Raw genomic sequence first — 20,626 nt, 5'->3', positions numbered from 1 at the left:
ATGTCTACTATCGAAGCGAGTACAGCAGTGTCAGCAGCCCAGTCTCATGACCAGATGAATAGGTCTAATCAGTTTGGGAGAACTTTGTCAATTCATGAGCTTTTGACGACTTCCGTACTGACAGCAGTGGGTACGGCAGCATTGGTCGGTATTCATCATCGTTATCGTAAGCAGCAGCATTCAGATGCCAGTCTACAGGATTATGTAGATGGTATCCGTACGCAGTTGCAGGCATTACGAGCTGGTTCTGATTCAACGCCGAAGCTTTCGCGCTTGCGTTATGCTTGTGAGCAAGCAGCGGCAACCTGGAAGCAGGCTTATCATGCTGTAGGTGATGATAAAAGTAACACGCCTGACTTTGCTGCTGTGCATACGACAACGATGCTGGCGCGCCGAGTCAGCTGGGTCAGTGGCGTTGCATCACTACCAAAAGATCATGCCACATCAAGCCAAAATGAGCATGACTTTGGCGTGGTAGGTATTGATGCTGACAGACAAATAGTTTGGCAGACGACTATGCCTGAGCGCGTCCATGACATCGTTGTTCAGCCTGTATCTGTCAATGTATCTGAAGTTCAGCATAATACTATCGAGCAGAGACGTGATGTCGTCGTCATGGGTCGTCGTCCAAGCGAAAAATTCTGGGTACTCAATACATCAAATGGGCAAGTACAACATGCGATTACAGCTGATGTAAACCGTCACTTTTATGGTCATGCTTGCTACAGTTTAGATGGCAGCTTGCTCTATGTAACCGAGAACGACACAGTGAGTTTGGCAGGTAAAATTGGTATCTATGATGCCCATGATACTTATCAAAAAGTAGCAGAGTTTGACTCATATGGTATCGGCCCGCATGAGTTAATTATGCATCCTGATAGCGAAACGCTCGTCATTGCAAATGGTGGTATCAAAACCGAGCAGGCCTCACGCGAAGAGCTAAATCTAGATACCATGCGACCCTCACTAGTTTATTTGAATCGTCACGATGGCACACTGCTCGAGCAAGTGACTCCCGAGCATAATCAGATGAGTGTGCGCCACTTAGCCATGCACGATGACGGCATAGTGATGATCGGTATTCAGTTCCAAGGTGAAAAACATATCAATGTCCCATTGGTATTGACCCATAAACGTGGTGACGGCAGCTTTACTCCATTGACCATGCCAAATAATCAATGGCAACGTTTTCACCAATATATCGCTAGCGTGGCGGTAGATAGTGAGCGTAACTTACTGTGTGTGACCACGCCGATTGGTGGCTGTGCGGCGATTTATGATTTGCATACCCGAGAGCTGATTGATGATGTAAGCCTGCCAGATTGTGCAGGGGCTTCAGTGTTAGCCAATTCTAGTGCTTCAATGAGTAAAATTGATAAACATACCGAGCCGACAGGATTTATTGTCAGTGATGGTCAAGGTCAGTTAACAGCGTTAAGAGTAAATGCTTTACCAGAAGTAAAGTTGGACGTAAACGACGTTGAACCTCATGAGCGGATTATCAAAGACAGTCAACTGCATATGATGTCGTATGACAACCACTTACAAGCGTTATAATAAGTGACGCTAAGCAAGAGCGACAGACGAATAGGCACGGCGATTAATAATGACTATTACTAGAACAACAGTAATAGTCAGCCAAGGAGGTAGAGCATTAGCTTAGACACCAATTTAGATACTGTCAGACAGCAGCTTGCACAGGCAGGCATCGAGCTAAACATCAGTAAAAAGCGTGTTAAAAATATCAATTTTCGCTTAAAGCCTTATACTTTGATGGTCTCTGCACCGATGCATGTCAGCGCATCACAAATGTTGCATGCTGTGGCTAAGCGGGTGCCTTGGGCTATTCAACACCACCCACAAGTATTAGAGCAATACAAACGTAGACAGAATACGTCGTCTGACACTTCAGCTGCGAATAACTCAGTTTTATTATGGGGTGCAGAGCAGTCATTTACGCTCAGTCCCGATCAAAAAATCACCTATTATCGACAACAACTCTCCGAAATCGCACCTGCACTATTTGAAAAGTGGCAGCCAATCGTTGGCGCTTATGCCAATGAAATACGGTTAAAAAAAATGCACACACACTGGGGCAGTTGCAATACGCGTGCAAAGCGACTTTGGCTATCGGTTTATCTTCCTGCCTATCCTATCGAATGCACCGAATACGTAATCGTTCATGAGCTGTGCCACTTGCATCATGCCAACCATAGCCGAGCGTTTTGGCAAACGGTTGCGACAGCGATGCCAGATTATTTGCAATGGCACAACATGCTAGCGGGCAAGACAGGGCAGCTGGATTAAACGTATCATCTAACTATCTAACCATCTAAATAGCCCTAATAAATACCTCGATATCATCTGTGTAACATTCATTATGCAGAGCAACAAGTCCTATTTTTATCATCATTTTTTAAAATAGGGACACACCTTTAAAATAAGGACACGCCTAAATAAGCCTGATATGATAAGGAATAACGGTACAAATCGTTTCGTTTAAACAATAGGTTTATATACAGGGATGTCATATGGAACATGTCAACCAAGCGGAGTTTTGGCAGCAGCGTTATGAGAAGAACAGCATCGGTTGGGATATGGGGCAGGTATCACCACCGCTCAAAGCATATATCGACCAGCTACCTGAAAGCGCGAAAGATCAGGCGATATTAGTGCCAGGTGCAGGTAACGCCTATGAAGTGGGTTACTTATATGAGCAAGGTTTTACCAATATTACGCTGGTTGACTTTGCCCCTGCACCGATTGAGACGTTTGTAGAGCGTTATCCTACTTTCCCCTCTGAGCACCTGATCTGTGCGGATTTTTTTAGTTTGTCAGCTGAGCAGTGTCAATTTGATTGGATACTTGAGCAGACGTTTTTTTGTGCGATCAATCCATCGCGACGTGATGAATACGTGCAACAGATGGCAATGCTGTTAAAGCCACAAGGTAAACTGGTTGGGTTGTTATTCGATACGGATTTTGGACGAGAAGAGCCACCGTTTGGTGGTACAAAGGAAGAGTACCAGCAGCGTTTTCAAAGTCATTTTGATATCGAGATTATGGAGCCTAGCTATAATTCACATCCAGCACGGCAGGGTAGTGAGCTATTTATAAAGCTGCAAGTAAAGTAAGCTCGTGCTTGATATTATCTCGAGCTTGTGTTTCTAACTGCTCATAGTAATGGTCAGTCAGATAGAGTTTGGGATGTGCTAGTAATCCTTGTAACACTGCAGTGCGCCCATCACTGTAGTTGTTATCTGCGATATGCTTGTATTCTTGACGTATCGCCTTTGCATACTGCTCATATCCAGACCAAGGCACACCCAAAATACTCAAATCCATATCTAACAAATATGCCGCATCGTTATATTTGTCACTGTCTATTAATGTATCTATCTGATGATTAGCCGTCATCATAATGAGAGCGTGGATCTGTTGGCATTGCTCTGGACTGAGATAAGGGCTCAAGGCAGCTGTTGCAAAATCTGCACTTTGCAGCTCGTTGTCGGAGCGTGTTGGGTCGTAAATCACATCATGATAGTACAGTGCCAATGCAATGATATGCGGCTCAGACAGATGGTGCTTAATACTTTCAAACTGTACCAAGAGCTGCTCAATGTGATTGAGTGTATGATAAGCACGTTGTGGTTCGCCATAGCGCGTCACGATATATTGCCAAAGTCTATCTATTTGCTTTGGCGAGATATCGCTGGTCATAGCTGACAAATGCTGTGCAAAGCACTTGCCAAGCTCATCATGCTTATTTGAGGCAGTTTTCATATGTCATTTTTTCACTATGACCGTGGTAAAAATGGTTTGGTTATTCTTTATTAGCTACTGCGTCTTTAAATGCTTTATTAAACACGTCACCAAGCAAGCTAACATCATCGACACGCGCATAGTTCAGACGGGTGACAAAGGCAATATGGCGATGCGGCCCGTCTTCAGCCAATGGTATGGCGACGGCATTTTGGTTTTGCAGGTGTAGCTGATCGAGCGCCATTTCAGGCACTAGCGTTGTGCCCATATTGGCAAGTGCCATTTGAATCAAAGTATTTAAACTGGCATCTGAAAAGCTTGATTTCATTTGTGCGCGGTCGAAATGACAGACAGACAGCGTCTGGTCCGTTAAGCAATGACCTTCGCCAAGTAACATCAGATTGGCAGTTGCCAGTTCGTCAGCATTGATGGTATCAAGCTTGGCATGTATGTCGTCTTTTGGAAACACGGCAAAGAAGTCTTCACTCCAAAACTCAAAACTATGTAGCCCATCTACCGCATACGGTAGCGCAATGATAGCCGTATCGATATGACCGTAGCGTACTTGCTCAAGCAAACGTTCTGTCTGTTGTTCGACGATGGTCATGCGGAATTCTGGATACTGAGCACGCAGCGCAGGCAGTACTTTTGGTAGCAAATAAGGCGCAATCGTTGGAATGATACCGACAGTCATAGGATAGGCAAGTGGTGTCTGATGGCTATGAGCACGCGTGGTCAAATCGCTCACTTCAGAAAACACTCGCTGCGCACGCGTGAGAATGTCTTGACCGATAGGGGTAATCAATACCTGCTTATTATTACGCTCAAAAATCTGAGTATCTAGCTGTTTTTCTAATTCTGCGATACCCAAACTCAGTGCAGATTGCGAGATATTGCAATCCTCAGCAGCACGTTTAAAATGACGATGTTTGGCGACGGCTAGGGCAAACTCAAGTTGTCGTAAAGTAATCATAAAACCTCTCTTTTAATGGGTTTTTAATGCAATTTATTATGTTTGGTCAACCTTTATAAGGTAGCAAATTACCAATTCAGCACCAATGATAAAATGTAGAGATAATAGTTTAACAAGTTTAATAAAACAAAACATCACATTAAAAACTTTTAACTGGATTAACCATAGAATTCGCGTATAGTTTGTCAGGTAGCCCAGAGAGCTAGAGGGCTAATTGAAAAAACCATATAAATAATTTCCAATTTACTTAACTATAGAGGAGCCAACCATGGCGTCTATCATCAATCAAGAAATCCCAGAATTTTCAGCAGATGCATATGTAAACGGTGAGTTCAAAACCATCACCTCAGAAGACGTAAAAGGCAACTGGGCGATTTTCCTATTTTACCCAGCTGATTTCACGTTTGTTTGCCCAACTGAGCTAGAAGACATGGCCGCTCATTATGACGAGCTAAAAGGTCTTGGTGTTGAAGTATACTCAGTATCTACTGACACACATTTCACGCACAAAGCATGGCATGATTCTTCAGAAGCTATCGGTAAAGTACAATACCCAATGATTGGCGATCCTACTGGTAAAATCACTCGTGGCTTCAACGTCATGATTGAAGAAGCAGGTTTGGCTGAGCGCGGTACATTCTTAGTAGATCCTGATGGTTTGATCCAAGTCGCTGAAATCCATGCTGGCGGTATCGGCCGTAGTGCAAAAGACATGCTACGTAAAGTAAAAGCAGCACAATATGTTCGCGAAAACGATGGCGAAGTTTGCCCAGCAGCTTGGGAACAAGGCGGTGACACATTGAAGCCAAGTCTTGACCTAGTTGGTAAAATCTAAGTAGTTATTTTATACTTAGATAAAAGTAGCGCTGTATCTTAAACATCTGATTTAAGTCAGTGCTACAAATAAAGACCCCATTAACATAAGTTAATGGGGTCTTTTTACGTCTTAAGCATAGGTATTGTTAGTATTGTTTTTTAAGCATATCTCTAAGTATAGGCGCAATATTAAGCGCGAGACTGTGCTTTATTTTTATCAATAGTTTTATAAATCTCGTCTTTGAGCTGTAGCTTTCGTCGTTTCATTTGTTCAATTTCTTCATCGCGACTGGCATGCTTGACCACATCGTTTTCAAGCTTATTAATTTGCCTATCTAGAGTCGTATGCTCGTCAAAGATACTCGCAAAATGTGTGTCCTTTTGCTTGAGCTCATCGATAATATCACTGTGATCTTGCCATGTGTCTGTCATTGTCATGTTGTCATCCTTGTTATTTAGTGCAAGCTTAGAATAAGCGTAAGCACGTTATGGTTAAGACGCTTATGATGGTGAGACTTTTTTTGGAAGGGGTGAAAGTTTAATGGTAATAAAGGTAGTTACTTCACGATATTGATAATGCATATTGCTATCAATACCATTCGATTGTAGCGAAAAAATAGACCATGTACCATCACTATCATTTGCTTATGTATTTATATTTAATTATTTAAGTTAATAAACGATTGGTTTTATAAAACATAAAGTTTGAATTTCTCAGCTTGCCGAAACTCGCTAAACGCTTGATAATAGACACATCAAAGGGCAAGAGCCCACTATATACAACCTTTTATACAAAATTATTAACACCAACTATTTCATATTTAGACGCGTAGCATGACAGCTGCCGTTACATATTCAGTCATAATGAGGAACAAACATGATAGATCAGAATTTATTAGATGCCGTTAAGAGCTATAGCGAAAATATGACACGCCCAATTACCTTTGTATTAGGTAATGGTACGCATGCAAAACGTGCAGAATTGGTAGATTTTTTGACCAAGATTGCTGGAACAACAGACAAAATTAACTTCGATGCAGAAGCAACTGACGATAGTTTGCCAAGTGCGATTAGTTTTAAAGTAGTCAGCCACATTGATGGCGCATCAGATGATACTGGTATTGTATTTAGCGGTATCCCAGGTGGTCATGAGTTTACGTCATTGATTTTGGCGATTTTGCAAGCGGGTGGTCATACGCTAAAGTTGGATGAAGGTATCCAAAAGCTAGTTAAGCGCTTTAATAAGCCGCTACAGTTCCAGACCTACGTGTCATTGTCATGCCATAGCTGCCCAGAAGTCGTTCAGGCATTGAACCAGTTTGCGCTACTAAACGATGGTATCAGTAATGAGATGATCGACGGTGCATTGTTCCAAGAGCAAGTAGAAGCGAATAAAATCCAAGGTGTACCAGCTGTATTTTTGAATGGTAAACCATTTGCTAACGGCTTAATCGACACTGCTAAATTGATCGGAAAATTGCAAGAGCAGTTCCCTGACTTATTGTCAGAAGTAGAAGACGATGCTGAGCAATTAGAGCAGCAAGACGTTACTATCATCGGTGCTGGCCCTGCAGGTGTGGCTGCTGCTATTTATACAGCGCGTAAAGGCTTAAAAGTTACGATGGTCGCTGACCGTATCGGTGGACAGGTAAAAGACACGCAAGATATCGAAAACTTGATTTCAGTGCCGCTAACCAATGGTACAGATTTATCGACCAACTTTGTTAAGCACTTGGCTGAATACAACATCACATTAAAAGAGCATGTGAGCGTTAAAGAAATTGGCGAGACTGAAGAAGAGAACTACAGTATTCACCTAAACACTGGTGAGACATTTAATACTCGTAGTATTATCTTAGCGACAGGTGCTCAGTGGAGAAAGCTTGGTGTACCGGGCGAAGAAGAGAATATCGGTAAAGGTGTGGCTTTCTGTGCGCATTGTGATGGCCCATTCTTCAAAGGTAAAGACATCTCAGTGATCGGCGGTGGTAACTCAGGCGTTGAGGCAGCATTGGATCTGGCAGGTATCGTCAATCACGTTACTGTACTCGAGTTCGCTGATGAGTTAAAAGCTGACCAAGTACTGATCAATAAAGCTAAAGAGAAAACCAACATTGAGTTCATTACTGGTGCAGTAACACAAGAGATCAAAGCGACTGATGGTAAAGTATCTTCTATCGTCTACCAAGATCGCAGCACAGGTGAGACTCATGAGCGTGATTTAGCAGGGGTGTTTGTACAGATTGGTTTAGTACCAAACACTGGATTCATCAAAGGATTCGTTGATCTAAACCGCTTTGGTGAGATCGAAATCGATGAGCGCTGCCGTACAGATCGTAAAGGTATCTTCGCTTGTGGGGACGTAACCACCGTACCATTTAAGCAGATTAACATTGCGATGGGTGAAGGTAGTAAAGCAGCATTGTCAGCCTTTGAATACCTAGTCATGCAGTAAGTTGTTCAGTTTAGTTTCAGTATAAAAGACCACCTCGGTTGAGGTGGTCTTTTTATGCTGTCGTATAAATACGTCTCTATAGAACAAATCCTGATATCTAGAAAATGGTCATTTGCGTTAGCCAATAACGCGACTTCACTCAGAAAATATCAGTATTTACGTTACAAATTCGACATTTGCATTACAAAATCGTGTTGTTGATGCAATAATGTATGCAATAAAACCTATCATAGCGTCATGAACTATAAGGAAAGTAGGCATGGAATACATTGAAGCTTTTTTCGCCCTAATCGGGGATCTAACGTGGGGCTGGGCGCTCGTGCCTATGCTAATTATCTTTGGTTTATTATTTACCATCGTAGGTAGGTTTGCCCAGTTTAGATATTTTAAACGTATGTTCCGTGTGTTCAAAACGGATGAAGTAGGAGATGACGGAATCTCTGCCCGTCAGGCGTTGCTCGTTTCTATCGGTGGACGTGTAGGCGGCGGTAACATTGCTGGCGTTGCTGTTGCCATCTCCTTAGGAGGACCGGGAGCGGTATTCTGGATGTGGGTTGTGGCCTTAATTGGCATGATGACTAGCATTGTGGAATGTAGCTTAGCCCAGCTTTACAAGCGTAGAGATACTGATGGTAACTTTCGCGGTGGCCCTGCGACCTATATTTTACATGGGTTAGGTAAAGACTATCGCTGGCTTGCTGTTATTTATGCGATCTCGCTACTACTGTCTTTTTCTATCGGGTTTGTGGCGTTCCAGGGCAACACGGTAGCAGGCTCAGCGCTTGAAAGCTTTGGGATTGACCGCTGGATAACGGGTCTGGTTCTGGTGATTGCAGGTGGATTTATTGTCTTTGGCGGTATTCAGCGCATTGCAAAAGTAGCCGACGTTGTCATTCCTGTTATGGCATTAATCTATATCAGTATGGCACTTATTATTATTGCGTTTAACTTTACAGAACTGCCTGCACTGATGGTAATGATTGTCAAAAATGCTTTTGGCATTGAATCTGTCGTGGGCGGTGGTATTGGTGTGGCAATTGAGCAAGGCATGAAGCGTGGTTTATTCTCTAATGAAGCAGGTCTAGGTTCTGCGCCTAATATTGCTGCCACCGCTTACGCCACTCATCCTGTTAGTCAAGGTATCTCACAGTCATTATCTGTATTTATTGATACGATAATCGTATGTAGTGCCACCGCATTTATGATTTTACTGAGCGGCGTGTATCAACCAGGTGCTGAAGTCGATGGTATTGTACTGGCACAGCAGGCGCTAACGACCCAGCTTGGGGATTGGGCGCAGTATATCCTGACCATATCGATATTGCTATTTGCCCTAAGCTCTATCATGTATAACTATTATATGGGTGAAAATGCCATTAATTTCTTGGTCAAAAAGAATATCAAAATGGCGACTCTGGTTTTGCGAGTTGTGGTGATTGCGGTATTATTCTTGGGCGCAGTGGCTCCTGCAGCAACCGCAGTGTTCTTCTTTGCGGATCCGTTGATGGGTGTGCTAGCGCTAGCAAACTTATTGGCCTTAATAATGTTGTTTCCACGAGCTAAGCGTCTACTTGACGACTTTGCAAGTCAGTTAAGATCAGGGGTTAAAGAGCCGTTGTTTGATGCACAAGAGTATGAAAAACTGGATCTCGATTTGAGCGCATGGGGTAAAAAAGCAGTGAAAGAAGCCTTAGACCAAAAACAGTAGTACCTGTAGGCTTTATTTCTCATGAAAGAAAAAACCACTTTAACTGAGTTGAAGTGGTTTTTTTATGTAAGATACTATTTATTCGCCAATATGCCAGCTATCGACATTATCTTGCCTGCTTCATCTTCTTCAATAATACGAGTTTCTGTCAGTGCTGATTGTTGCCACGCCTGTATGTGTGGATGATTTAACATAGTTTGGCAATACTGCTTGGTCGGTGGCTGCAAAGTAATATTAGATGCATCAGCATAAGTCTGTAATCGCAGCACCACTGGAGCGAAAAACACATCAGCTGCTGTGAAATCTCCGAATAAGAAACTGTCTGCTGAGCGACTTTTTAAACAATCGGCAAAGATGTCTTCGATACGAGTAATATCAGCCAAACAAGCATTACTTGGTTGTATCTTAGCCGTTGCTCGTATATTCATCGGCATCTCATTACGAATGCCTGTCAATCCCGAATGCATCTCAGTCACGATGCTTTGGCAATAGGCGCTATTTATTCTACTTTGATTATTATTGCGTTTTTCAACGTTGGATTTATCAATACCTGTCCAAATATCAATATCCGTAAAGTACTCATTGACATGCATAGCAATCGCTAAAGTGTCCCAAACGGCTACTTTATTATCTTTTTCACCATAGACTAAAATAGGCACTCTACCCGTTGGTGAATGCGCTTCAAGCGTTGGACGTGCTGATGGATGAAATAACTCAATAAGTTGCTCATCAAAATCAACATTGAATGCTTTGAGCAATAGCCACGCTCGTAGCGACCAAGAGGAGTAGTTTTTATTCCCAATAATTAATAGCGGCTTTTGCATCATAGAGTCCTATTAAGCGATAACAGTAGCATTTTATTATGTACTTAATATTGAGTATTGACCAGTCTATAAACCGAGCCATATTGCTATCATTTAAATCCTATTCCAAAAAAAGCGCACATCCAATGTTTGGAAAGGCGCTTATTTAGACGGGAACTTATTTAGAAGTGCGCTTTTTATTTCTTACATTCGCTATCATCAGTTCTTGTTTTTAATTAGGAAAATAACAGGCAGCGCAACGACATACATCAGCACACCGTACAAAGCAGCAGGCAGCGCAATAACGGGCAGTGTGCTCACACCCATGATGATAGGGGCTAAGGTAATAGCCGTCGTACTATTTTGGATACTGGTTTCTATCGAGATGGTTTTGGTATCAAACCAGCTAAGCTTTAGGACTCTAGAGATTAGGATGCTAATAGCAAATAAAATAGCAATGATAAAGATAAGTTCTAAACCAATTTGAGTGAACTGTGATTGTAGTAGTTGCCAGTTAGAGGCAATAGCAGCGAAGACAATTAAGACAAAAAATACGCTGGCCAAGCCGTTTAGAAGACTACTACGACGTACCATAAAGTCAGTAAATTTGTGGCGAGCAAGCATACCAAGAGATACGGGCAATGTGGTCAATAAGAACATGACTAGGCCAATCTTTATCGCGCTAATAGAGTTCGCCTGATCTTTCATAAAATGATCAAAAGCTAACGTAATTAAAATGGGCAATGTGATCACCGACAATATGCTGACCACACCAGTCAGCGCGATAGAGAGCGCGACATTTCCTTTGGCATAGTAGGTCAGCATGTTACTAGTGACGCCGCCGGGGCAAAAACTAATCAGCATAATCCCAAAAGCAATCGCTGGTGGCGGAGCCGTTACTAACACGACTGCTAGCGCAACCAACGGTACCAACACAACTTGATTGATTAAGCCGACAAAGAACGCTTTTGGATATTTGGCAATGACCTTAAAATCACTAAGTTTTAGTCCTGCTCCGAGGGTGAACATAATGTAGGCAAGGGCTAGTGGCAGTAATGCTAGCGCGGTATTATTCATCAAACATTCCTTGTAAAACTAAAATGCCATATCAAGATGGCTTTTTGAAAGTAAATAGCAGCGGGGCAACCTTGGTCACTATACAGCTGCTCACAATCCATGTGTTTTGGTATTTAATCGTCTAGCTATTTAGGTGTCTCAACCACTAAGCTAGATCAAGCCTATCAAATGATAATAGCGGTAATACGCTCGTATAGTAACCCACTTGTCGTGACTATTGAGGTTGGTCGAGGTTGGTCGAGGTTGTTGGAAGCTATCGGGAAGTGATTGGGTTGTTTGTGGCTAATGATGCTTTGAGCATAATGATAAACGCAGTAAAAAGCCCACAAGATTCTGTGGGCTAAATACGCTAACTTTCTAGTCTACTTATTCTGCACTAGTCGTCTAGTAAATCCATTTGCTTAGCTGCTTCATAGATACCGTTTGAGCGGTTACCCGTGCGGCAAAAAATCAGCATCGGCTGCTCAGCTTGATTAAAGAAATCTGCAAACGTTTCGACGTGAGTTTGATTCAGCTCATTACCTGCAAAAGAAATCTCTTTATAAGCAAGTCCAGCTTCTTTGGCTGCTGCTTCGATTTCGGCACTGGTTGGCTGATTTGGCTCTTCACCATCAGGACGGTTGTTGATAATGGTTTTGAAACCATTTTCGGCAATCATAGGCACTTGGTCAGGCGTGATTTGTCCGGTAAAGCTAACTGCATGGCTCATAAGAGCTCCTTTTTTTTATTGGTGTTGTTGGGTTTATAAAACGTGTTGGTTCGAGCGACGGTTGTTGTTATAACAGACCTTGCATCAATGCACTTTGGTACAGTAGCTTGGCGCGTGCCCCAGTACCGCAAAACATTAATATAGGCTTGGGCATTGAGTGATAGAAATCGGCAAACTGCTCGACCGTTAGCATACTTAGGCGCTCATCATCAAACGGTAGATGCTGATACGCTAGGTTTGCCTGTTCGGTAGCCGTTGCCAAATCGCAGCTATTAGGCTGTGTTTCAATCTCGGCATCTGGGCGAATATTAAGCACTGAGCGATAACCAAGCTCAGCAATCTTAACGCATTGGCTTGGGTATATTTGCTTATAAATCGTTAAATCATCGGTCATAAAATAGGTTCAGTTATATTTGTTAAGGTATATTTATTATTGAAGTTTGGGCTAAGAATATCAAAGGACTATAAATCAGCATTTTTTAGGTCGATTTCTAGGTTAATTGATTCCCTATTTAGTGCGTCTAGCATAACACAGGCGCTATCATAGCGATATTGTGTTGTAGGCGACAATAGTAATTGAGGACGAGAGAAGTTAATGTCGCAACAACTTCATTGTGGTCAAACTATAGATTATTTTAACGCATCTACAGCATCTAAAGTACTCAGATAGACTTGCCCTGATAGCTCGCTAATCAATGGGGTGTGACCGATAATGTCCATCACAGGACCTTTGATAAAGCTAAAATGTAAGCGCTTGTTCTGTAACGCTAACTCGTGGTTTAAGGTGCAAAGCATTTCTTGAGCGGTCAAATCTATGTGATTGACGGCAGCCATAATCAATACTATTTCATTGGCATCTGGATATTGCTGCATGGCATTGAGGATGCGTCGATGTACAGATTCACTATTACCAAAGAACAGACTCTCATCGATACGCAACATCAATAATTTGTCAAACGTTACGACGTCATGGCGATTGATATTACGAAAATGTCCTGTACCGCCCAACTGTCCAACGACAGCCACGTGCGGCTTACTCGACTGCCAGATGAGACTGGCGAATGACACCATTAGGCCAATGACCAGTCCCGTGTTTAGCCCAAATATCAGAACACCGACGAACGCGGCCAAAAAGCTAGCACCATCTAAGCGATCGCGCTGCCATGCAGATTTCAACGTCGCAATATCTATCAAGCCAATGATGGAGGCCATGATAGTTGCGCCCAGTAGTGCATAGGGCAGTGGGGCTAGCGCATTGCTAAAGGCTATGAGCGCGGCAATCATCACCAATACGGTGACGAGACTGGCAAGTGGTGTCTTCGCGCCTGAGTCGGCATTGATAGCCGTACGCGAAAAACCTCCTGCAACCGCAAAACTTTGGAACAGTCCACCAGACAGATTGGCCAGTCCAAGTCCAGTTAACTCACGATTGGCATCAAAGCTCTCACCACGCAAGCGAGCATAGGTGCTGGCAACTGAACTGCTCGACACAAATACGATTAGTGCCATCAATCCTGCGGTCGGCAAAAGCTTCAGTGCTTCTTGTAGGTCTGAGATATGCGGTAAAGTAAAGCTCGGCAGCCCTTGTGGAATACGACCGATGGTCGCCACACCATATGTGCTCCAATGCAGTACCATACTAAGTACGATAGCAATGCCAAGTAAAATAAGCGGAAATAAGCGCTCTGCCCATTTTGCATACGACGATGATAGCCACGTCTGCCATATCCACTCACTTGCATAGCGATTGGCAACCAATAGCGCAAATGCGGTAATACCGATAGCCAAGGTCAATGGATGCAGCTGGCTGGCATAGCGCTGCATGGTAGTCAAATAACCAATCAAACTATTGCCAGTGACCGGAATGTCTGTCAGATATTTGAGCTGACTGACAAATATAAGGACCGCTGCACCGCTTACAAACCCTGCAGACACGCCGCGACTGATAAACTGCATGATCCAGCCAAGTTTTAATCTGCCTGCTATCCATAGCAGTGCACCTACCATCAGTGCCAATAGGCTGGCCATCAGAGCATACTGTTCAGTACCTTGCTCAGCGTAAGGCAGTAGGCCACTGGCAGTCATGATGGCGGTAATGGCAACGGGCCCTACGGCTTGCACGTTGCTAGAGCCGAGCCAAGCATAAACGAGGACCGGTACGATCGCTGCATATAGGCCATAGACAGGCGGCAGTCCTGCAAGCACTGCGTAACCTAGGCTCTGCGGTATGACCAACACGCCCACGACTATGCCTGCGACGAGATCAGTCGGCAACGCTGAGAGCTGGTATTGACGCAGCCAAGCTGGAATCAGACGAGCGACGATAGAGGACATATCAATCACCACAGTAGATAATACAAGTAATTAGGCGAGGGCGGCGTTATTCTGCTTTGGCACAAAAACGTTGATACAGTAGATCGAGTACAGCTAGCGCATCCTCGCTTGCGATACTATAGTAAATTTGCTTCCCTTCGCGGCGTGTGGCGACCAGCTCATCTTTACGCAATATACCCAATTGCTGCGATAAGCTCGGCTGCCCAACCCCGACCAAGTCTTCCAGCTCACCGACGCAATATTCACCTTGAGTCAATTGACAGAGAAGAAGTAGGCGATCGGGGTGCGATAGCGACTTTAATAGTTGGCTGGCTTGTAGCGATGCTTGCTGCATTTGCTTGGCAAGATCGGCAGGTACTAAATCTGCAGTATCAGATGACCCATCGTCAGTGGTACTGCGAGTAGGTGTACCTTCGGCTGAAATAGAAGTAGTCAGAACAAATTCCTTACATTAGAGGGTAACAAATGCCATGATGTTTTGAACAATATATAGTTGATTATCAATGATATCACGCCACATAGCAAGTTATCATTAATTACATTATATAAATTGATAAATTGTATAGTGGTTGTTATATTGGTGGCATCAGATAAGTCGTAGGAACGCATTATATACGACTGAATATCATACTTAAGGGTTAATTAAAGATAAAAATCCCTATGACCAAAATATGTATAAATAACTTATGTATAAATAATTGAAGAGGCCGCCATGCAAGTTCATTCTTTTTTAGATAGCGATACAGAAACCTATACCCACGTACTTGCTGATACTGAGCAAAAATTATGCGCCATTGTCGATCCTGTATTGAACTTCGATGCTAAGTCAGGCAGAACCAATACCAGCAGTGTCGATGAAGTGATTGAGTTTGTACGTGAGCAGGATTGGACGCTCAAGTACATTATCGAGACCCATGCGCACGCAGATCATTTATCAGCGGCCATCCATGTAAAAGAAAGCCTTGGCGGACAGTTAGTCATCGGTCAGCATATCACCGAAGTACAAAAAATCTTTAAGCAAATTTTTAACTTTGACACTAGCTTCCGCACTGATGCTAGCCAGTTTGATATTCTGACAGACGAAGGTGAGACCTTAGAGCTTGGTAACATTACTATCACTGCGATGTATGTACCCGGTCATACGCGTGCCGATATGGCCTATCTAGCCGCTGATGATGAGAAAACAGTGGTATTCGTTGGGGATACGTTGTTTGCGCCTGATGTCGGTACAGCACGCTGCGATTTCCCTGGTGGTGATGCCAAAACACTCTATCAGTCTATTCAGAAGCTGCTAGCACTTCCTGAAGATACGGTCATGTATCTGTGTCATGATTATCCAAGCAAAGGTCGTCAACACTGCCCAACGACGACAGTAGCCGCGCAAAAACTAGAAAACATCCATGTCAAAGACAGTATAAACGAAGCGGAGTTTGTACAGATGCGTGAGCGCCGTGATGCGACTCTAGATATGCCTCGCCTTATCATTCCTGCTGTACAAATCAATATTGATGCAGGACATTTTCCCGAGCCAGAAGACAATGGTACGCGCTATCTAAAAGTCCCGATCAATGTCCTTGGTGGATAAGTTAAACAGTGCAATAACCGGAGAGAGCAATGAACCCTTACGAGCGCTACGTGTTGCCAAAGATGATAGATATTGCCTGTAGTACGGGTAATGTGATGAAAGCGCGTTCCAAAATTGTTCCGCAAGCGATCGGTAAGGTGTTGGAGATTGGCATTGGTAGCGGTCTGAATTTGCAGTTTTATGATCCTGACAAAGTCTCTTCTATTATCGGTGTGGATCCAGCAGCTCAAATGCAGTCGCTGGCTCGTGAGCGTGCGGCTGACATTGGCATTCCGGTTGAAGTGATAGCTGTCGATGTACAAGGTATCCATGCTGATACAGATCAGTTTGATACGATTGTAATGACTTTTACCTTGTGCAGTATTGATGACCCAGTAGCGGCGCTTCGAGAAATGGCACGTGTGTTAAAACCTAGCGGTCGATTATTATTTTGTGAGCATGGACTGGCACCAGACTCTTCTGTTGAGCGTTGGCAGCATCGATTGACACCTTTTTGGAAACCTATAGCAGGTGGGTGTCATTTAGATCGCGATATTCCGGCGCTTATCAGAGAAGGTGGGTTTGCTATTGATGAGTTGAGCGAAGCGTATTTGCCCGGCCCAAGACCAATGAGCTATGTGTATAGCGGTGTGGCACAGCAAATCGCATAAAGGATAAGCCCAATTAACTATGCTAAAATTATTTACCAATCAACGCGACGAGACTATAACTACAGCAAGCAACGTAAATAGCTTTTAGATAAGAGCGTTCATGAACAGTATTTGAAACAACAAAATAATTAGAATAGGAATTAAATAATGAGTGAGCAAAGTTTTCATCTAGTATGCCCACATTGCCAAGCAACCAACCGTGTGCCTGCTGCACGACTAAGCGCTGCGCCAAAATGCGGTAAATGTGGCCAGCCATTATTGACTGCCAGTCCGCATGAGCTAAATGCGCAAACAGCCAATAGGGTTATCCACAAGAACGATGTGCTGACTATCGTAGATTTTTGGGCGAGCTGGTGTCAGCCTTGCATCATGATGGCACCAGAGTTCAAGAGCGCTGCTAGCCAATTACCGCAGGTGGTCTTTGCCAAGGTACAAACGGATAAGTATGAGCAGGCGGCTGCTCCTTACAATATTCGCAGCTTACCAACAATGGTTGCTTTTAGAAATGGTAAAGAAGTCGCTCGAAAATCAGGCGCGTTACCAAGTCATCAAATCATCAAATGGGTGCAAAGCTTACAGTCGTAGTATTAGTCAGGCTAGATTGCCTATTCTTCAAGCTATTTATCCAAGCGCTCATGTTTTCTTATAAAAAACTGTAGCAATAAAAAAGCCAATATGCGATCTGCATATTGGCTTTTTTGCTGTGTCATGTACTATTTGACGGTGTCATACACTATCTTAGTCGTGTAGATAGCCTTGCATTTGCTTAAACTTACTCACCATAAATCTTGATGCCATTGGCAAAACTGCAACGCTGAATGCGCGCCGACTGGACAATGGCATCACGCTCACCGTAGAGCCGCGATAATTTTGCATCGCGTGCTTTGGTATTGTTGCTCTTGCCTAGACCAAAGCTGATATTTGGCGAGATACCCCAGCGTCCAGCAGAGACGCCAACACCGACGCCTGATGCCGATAGCGTAGATTGTTCATTGCGTGTCGCTTCGACATAGCGGTTGACGCGAGTGTACTCTTGGCCAAGTGCTTGGCAATTATAATTTTGATAAGTACTTGGCGGTACATATTGCGGGGTGATGTTACCAGTAGAGGCACAGCCTGAGAGCGCAAAAATGCCAGCTAGTAGTGTCGCTGTCGTAAACGTTTTCATAATGGCTCCAGTAGGCTAAGTGATTGTATTTATATCTATTTAAGATAGCAAAAATAGCGCAATTAAGATATTGAAAATCCATCGATGATGAAAAATTTTCGCATCATGTCATCAACACATCGACAGCTTTCTAAAACGGTTGCTTGTTAATAAAGAAAATCGCTTATTAAAATAAGTTTGCTGGCTTGGCAAAGGCAAGTATTACGATCCCGATATAAGCAACGGCAGCGATAAGAATACCTGTTTTTCTTTGCACAGGTGTCGCATCAACCTTAAACGCTTTAATACTTGAGCTAATAGCAGCGATAAGTAAGATGATTTTGGCAAATACCCACTGTACAGGAGCGTTGGCACCCATCAATTGCACTAGCATCATTGCACCTGACAGGATAAGCAAAGCATAGATGATATGCGTGGCTATTTTGACTGCTCGTGGTGCGCGGCGGTCTGCGCTGAGTACTAAGTAGCTTTGATATAAAAATAGCACAACAGTTAGCGCTGCCATCAGCATATGTAGGTGTTTCATTGAATATTGCTCCCTCTAAAACTGCCGTATATAGGCTAATTTAAAATATGTAGTTGCGATTCAAACATAATCGGCTATTTGTTTTGACCGGCACATAATGGACTCGCAGGGCTTTGACCTTGCCATTCTGTCGGAGTACAGGCATGGATGGCTAGGGCATGTACTTGGCCGCCTTGTGAAGTGAGTAAAGGCGTGACTAGGCCGTATATCAGCTGATGCCGCCCGACCAGTCGTTTGCCTTCAAATGCATCGCTAACAATAGTAAGTTTAAAGTGGCTTTCTTTACCTTCAAAGTAACCTGAATGAGACATCGATTCATTGATCAGTTCGATGTGCTGCGGCGCAAGCGCCTGTAATTCGGCATGAAGTGCGTCGGCAGTAGGTGTGGTACTCATAACAATCCTTCAATGTATTTTGCGCAATTTGATTGGGCAATCTGCAAATAATATTTATCAGCATTATAACAGACACGGTAAGCGGGATAGAGTGCGATTGCCAAACCGATCAATTGCAAACCCTGCCGATCACAATGCTTATCAATTACAAGGCTTGCCAATTATAAAACCTGCCATGTCTGGCTATAACTAAAAAAGCAAAGCACAACGCCTTAGCTGTACTTTGCTTTTATGATATTTAGATATGCTATAGCATAATAGCCGCTAACTAACGGCGCGACTGTTGATATAGAGGCATAACTTTTGGCATCAATGATTGTAGCTCAGAGATACGACTACTGCTCGTTGGGTGAGTGCTTAAGAATTGTGGTGGCTCGCCTTGGCTGGCACGTTGCATTTTTTGCCAAAGCGTAATAGCGGCTTGTGGGTTGTAACCTGCACGTGCCATCAGCTCAAGACCGATTTGATCGGCTTCACTTTCTTGGGTGCGACTATGCGGGCGGCTTAGACCTAAATCACCAGCAACGCTCGCTAGCTGTGCTTGCCCTTGTGATAGACCAAAGATACTAGCGGCAACACCGATACCTGTCTGAGTGGCGTACTCGCGTGAAATGCGTTCGCGTGAGTGCTCACGTAGGGCATGAGAGATTTCATGCCCCATAATTGCAGCAATCTCGTCATCTGTTAAATTTAGACGGTCAATAATGCCTGAGTAAAACATCACCTTACCACCTGGCATCACAAACGCATTTAACTGGTCAGATTTAATGGTGTGTACTTCCCACTGCCATTTGGCTGCATCTGCGCGATAGACGCCAACTTGACCGACTAGACGGTTAGCAATATTCTTTAAGCGATTTAGTTGAGCGGTATTGGTATCTAGCACACCTTTTGATTTTGCGTCTTGTAACGTCTGAGCATAGCTCTGAGCCGATAGCTGTAGTACTTGCTCGTTCGAAACTAGTAATAGCTGCTGACGATCAACACCAACTGCGCCAGAATTGGTAGTACTGGTACAACCAGTTAAGGTGAGTGCTGACAACGAAGCGGCCATTACTGTCGTGGTTAATAACTTTTTCATAAAACTATCCTCTCTATAAGATGGAAAAACGTAAAGTCAAACAAGTTGAAAAATAGTACAGCAAATGTGGGAGCCGTTTTTATCAATCTTTTAGTAGTGCTCATTCAGCGGCTTAAGTAGTAAAAGTCTACCTTAACTGCCATTGGACATAAGTATAATAATGTTAACCACTTAAAACCAAGATAGGAAAAGTAACAATAGAGCCTATGATTGTAAGTGCGATATATTTTTTTAGAACAAAAAATAGAGCGTTTTTCTTTTAACGATTGTCTTATTACCGCCATAAAGCTAGGGGAGTTGAAGAGTGCTCTCAAATATCTATAATTAATATGAAATATTTTTTATTTTATCAAAATTAATTCCTGTTTTTAAATCAATTGCTTATGTTGATTCATCCTATAGAAAGGGCCTCTGGCTAAAAATATTGGGAATAAATTCTAAAAAAGGTGTTGACACCCACAGAATATTTGCTAAAATAGCCAGCCTATCGAGACGGAGTAGTTGTTAACAACGCTACGAATTGATACTAAGCGGGAATAGCTCAGTGGTAGAGCATAACCTTGCCAAGGTTGGGGTCGAGAGTT

At 43.3% G+C, this 20,626-nt stretch carries 22 protein-coding genes; 9 read left to right on the top strand and 13 right to left on the bottom strand.

The annotated features are described in order from the left end of the window. The 3 genes from DXK30_RS09895 to DXK30_RS09885 all read left to right on the top strand — a co-directional run bounded on the left by DXK30_RS09895 (window position 1) and on the right by DXK30_RS09885 (window position 3,134). Entirely contained in the window at window positions 1-1,557 is a 1,557-nt protein-coding gene (locus tag DXK30_RS09895) for a DUF1513 domain-containing protein (protein WP_114701576.1), read from the top strand. A gap of 216 nt (window positions 1,558-1,773) precedes the next feature. Beyond that, on the top strand, window positions 1,774-2,307 hold the full coding sequence (locus DXK30_RS09890; RefSeq protein ID WP_240314102.1) for a M48 family metallopeptidase: 534 nt from the start codon (window positions 1,774-1,776) through the stop codon (window positions 2,305-2,307). Between the two features lie 224 nt (window positions 2,308-2,531). Then, window positions 2,532-3,134, top strand: coding sequence for a methyltransferase domain-containing protein (locus DXK30_RS09885; protein WP_114701574.1), 603 nt, complete (start codon window positions 2,532-2,534; stop codon window positions 3,132-3,134). Here DXK30_RS09885 and DXK30_RS09880 read toward each other — a convergent pair. Both DXK30_RS09880 and DXK30_RS09875 read right to left on the bottom strand, forming a co-directional pair. Next, window positions 3,112-3,783: an HD domain-containing protein gene (locus tag DXK30_RS09880; protein WP_114701573.1), complete on the bottom strand. Its 672-nt coding sequence runs from the start codon at window positions 3,781-3,783 to the stop codon at window positions 3,112-3,114. The genes DXK30_RS09885 and DXK30_RS09880 overlap by 23 nt on opposite strands. Before the next feature lie 40 nt (window positions 3,784-3,823). Next, on the bottom strand, window positions 3,824-4,735 hold the full coding sequence (locus DXK30_RS09875; RefSeq protein ID WP_057761536.1) for a hydrogen peroxide-inducible genes activator: 912 nt from the start codon (window positions 4,733-4,735) through the stop codon (window positions 3,824-3,826). A gap of 268 nt (window positions 4,736-5,003) precedes the next feature. Here DXK30_RS09875 and ahpC point away from each other — a divergent pair, with 268 nt between their 5' ends. Further along, window positions 5,004-5,570 (top strand): alkyl hydroperoxide reductase subunit C, encoded by a 567-nt coding sequence (gene ahpC / locus DXK30_RS09870; protein WP_057761534.1) that lies wholly within the window; start codon window positions 5,004-5,006, stop codon window positions 5,568-5,570. Window positions 5,571-5,740: 170 nt separating this feature from the next. Here ahpC and DXK30_RS09865 read toward each other — a convergent pair whose 3' ends face one another. Beyond that, the gene (locus DXK30_RS09865) at window positions 5,741-5,989 is read right to left on the bottom strand and encodes a YdcH family protein (RefSeq protein ID WP_057761532.1); all 249 of its coding nucleotides are present in this window, start codon (window positions 5,987-5,989) and stop codon (window positions 5,741-5,743) included. Window positions 5,990-6,428: 439 nt separating this feature from the next. On the opposite strand from DXK30_RS09865, the gene ahpF reads away from it, so the two are divergent. Beyond that, entirely contained in the window at window positions 6,429-8,006 is a 1,578-nt protein-coding gene (ahpF, locus tag DXK30_RS09860) for an alkyl hydroperoxide reductase subunit F (protein ID WP_114701572.1), read from the top strand. Window positions 8,007-8,265: 259 nt separating this feature from the next. Beyond that, complete coding sequence (locus tag DXK30_RS09855) at window positions 8,266-9,714, top strand: alanine/glycine:cation symporter family protein (RefSeq protein WP_114701571.1); 1,449 nt, start codon at window positions 8,266-8,268, stop codon at window positions 9,712-9,714. Window positions 9,715-9,788: 74 nt separating this feature from the next. Here DXK30_RS09855 and DXK30_RS09850 read toward each other — a convergent pair whose 3' ends face one another. The 6 genes from DXK30_RS09850 to DXK30_RS09825 form a co-directional block, all read right to left on the bottom strand. Continuing rightward, a complete protein-coding gene (locus DXK30_RS09850; RefSeq protein WP_227670771.1) occupies window positions 9,789-10,541 on the bottom strand; it encodes a glutathione S-transferase family protein in 753 nt (250 codons plus the stop codon). 195 nt (window positions 10,542-10,736) lie between these two features. Beyond that, window positions 10,737-11,594 carry a bile acid:sodium symporter family protein gene (locus DXK30_RS09845; protein WP_114701569.1) on the bottom strand — a complete coding sequence of 286 codons (858 nt, stop codon included), beginning with the start codon at window positions 11,592-11,594 and terminating at the stop codon, window positions 10,737-10,739. 376 nt (window positions 11,595-11,970) lie between these two features. Beyond that, entirely contained in the window at window positions 11,971-12,303 is a 333-nt protein-coding gene (locus tag DXK30_RS09840; protein ID WP_114701568.1) for a TIGR01244 family sulfur transferase, read from the bottom strand. A 67-nt stretch (window positions 12,304-12,370) separates the two neighbouring features. After that, window positions 12,371-12,697: a beta-lactamase hydrolase domain-containing protein gene (locus DXK30_RS09835; RefSeq protein WP_057761519.1), complete on the bottom strand. Its 327-nt coding sequence runs from the start codon at window positions 12,695-12,697 to the stop codon at window positions 12,371-12,373. 236 nt (window positions 12,698-12,933) lie between these two features. After that, window positions 12,934-14,637 carry a SulP family inorganic anion transporter gene (locus DXK30_RS09830; RefSeq protein ID WP_114701567.1) on the bottom strand — a complete coding sequence of 568 codons (1,704 nt, stop codon included), beginning with the start codon at window positions 14,635-14,637 and terminating at the stop codon, window positions 12,934-12,936. A 46-nt stretch (window positions 14,638-14,683) separates the two neighbouring features. After that, on the bottom strand, window positions 14,684-14,971 hold the full coding sequence (locus DXK30_RS09825) for an ArsR/SmtB family transcription factor (protein WP_057761516.1): 288 nt from the start codon (window positions 14,969-14,971) through the stop codon (window positions 14,684-14,686). Window positions 14,972-15,349: 378 nt separating this feature from the next. Between DXK30_RS09825 and DXK30_RS09820 the strand changes: the two genes are divergently transcribed. From DXK30_RS09820 to trxA, 3 genes are all read left to right on the top strand, one after another. Next, window positions 15,350-16,222, top strand: coding sequence for an MBL fold metallo-hydrolase (locus DXK30_RS09820; protein WP_114701566.1), 873 nt, complete (start codon window positions 15,350-15,352; stop codon window positions 16,220-16,222). 29 nt (window positions 16,223-16,251) lie between these two features. Beyond that, the gene (locus tag DXK30_RS09815; protein ID WP_114701565.1) at window positions 16,252-16,872 is read left to right on the top strand and encodes a class I SAM-dependent methyltransferase; all 621 of its coding nucleotides are present in this window, start codon (window positions 16,252-16,254) and stop codon (window positions 16,870-16,872) included. A gap of 147 nt (window positions 16,873-17,019) precedes the next feature. Beyond that, window positions 17,020-17,457, top strand: coding sequence for a thioredoxin (gene trxA / locus DXK30_RS09810; RefSeq protein ID WP_114701564.1), 438 nt, complete (start codon window positions 17,020-17,022; stop codon window positions 17,455-17,457). 187 nt (window positions 17,458-17,644) lie between these two features. Here trxA and DXK30_RS09805 read toward each other — a convergent pair whose 3' ends face one another. From DXK30_RS09805 to DXK30_RS09790, 4 genes are all read right to left on the bottom strand, one after another. Continuing rightward, window positions 17,645-18,040 (bottom strand): hypothetical protein, encoded by a 396-nt coding sequence (locus tag DXK30_RS09805; protein WP_114701563.1) that lies wholly within the window; start codon window positions 18,038-18,040, stop codon window positions 17,645-17,647. 166 nt (window positions 18,041-18,206) lie between these two features. Beyond that, window positions 18,207-18,566: a SirB2 family protein gene (locus tag DXK30_RS09800; RefSeq protein ID WP_114701562.1), complete on the bottom strand. Its 360-nt coding sequence runs from the start codon at window positions 18,564-18,566 to the stop codon at window positions 18,207-18,209. 74 nt (window positions 18,567-18,640) lie between these two features. Further along, on the bottom strand, window positions 18,641-18,961 hold the full coding sequence (locus tag DXK30_RS09795) for a BolA family protein (RefSeq protein ID WP_114701561.1): 321 nt from the start codon (window positions 18,959-18,961) through the stop codon (window positions 18,641-18,643). 268 nt (window positions 18,962-19,229) lie between these two features. Continuing rightward, the gene (locus DXK30_RS09790) at window positions 19,230-20,042 is read right to left on the bottom strand and encodes a M48 family metallopeptidase (protein ID WP_114701560.1); all 813 of its coding nucleotides are present in this window, start codon (window positions 20,040-20,042) and stop codon (window positions 19,230-19,232) included. Window positions 20,043-20,626: the final 584 nt, after the last annotated feature.

The organism is Psychrobacter proteolyticus, assembly GCF_003350005.1.
Lineage (GTDB): Bacteria > Pseudomonadota > Gammaproteobacteria > Pseudomonadales > Moraxellaceae > Psychrobacter > Psychrobacter proteolyticus.
The sequence above is the reverse complement of the archived record's forward strand: the minus strand, read 5'-3'. Positions and strand labels throughout refer to the sequence as shown.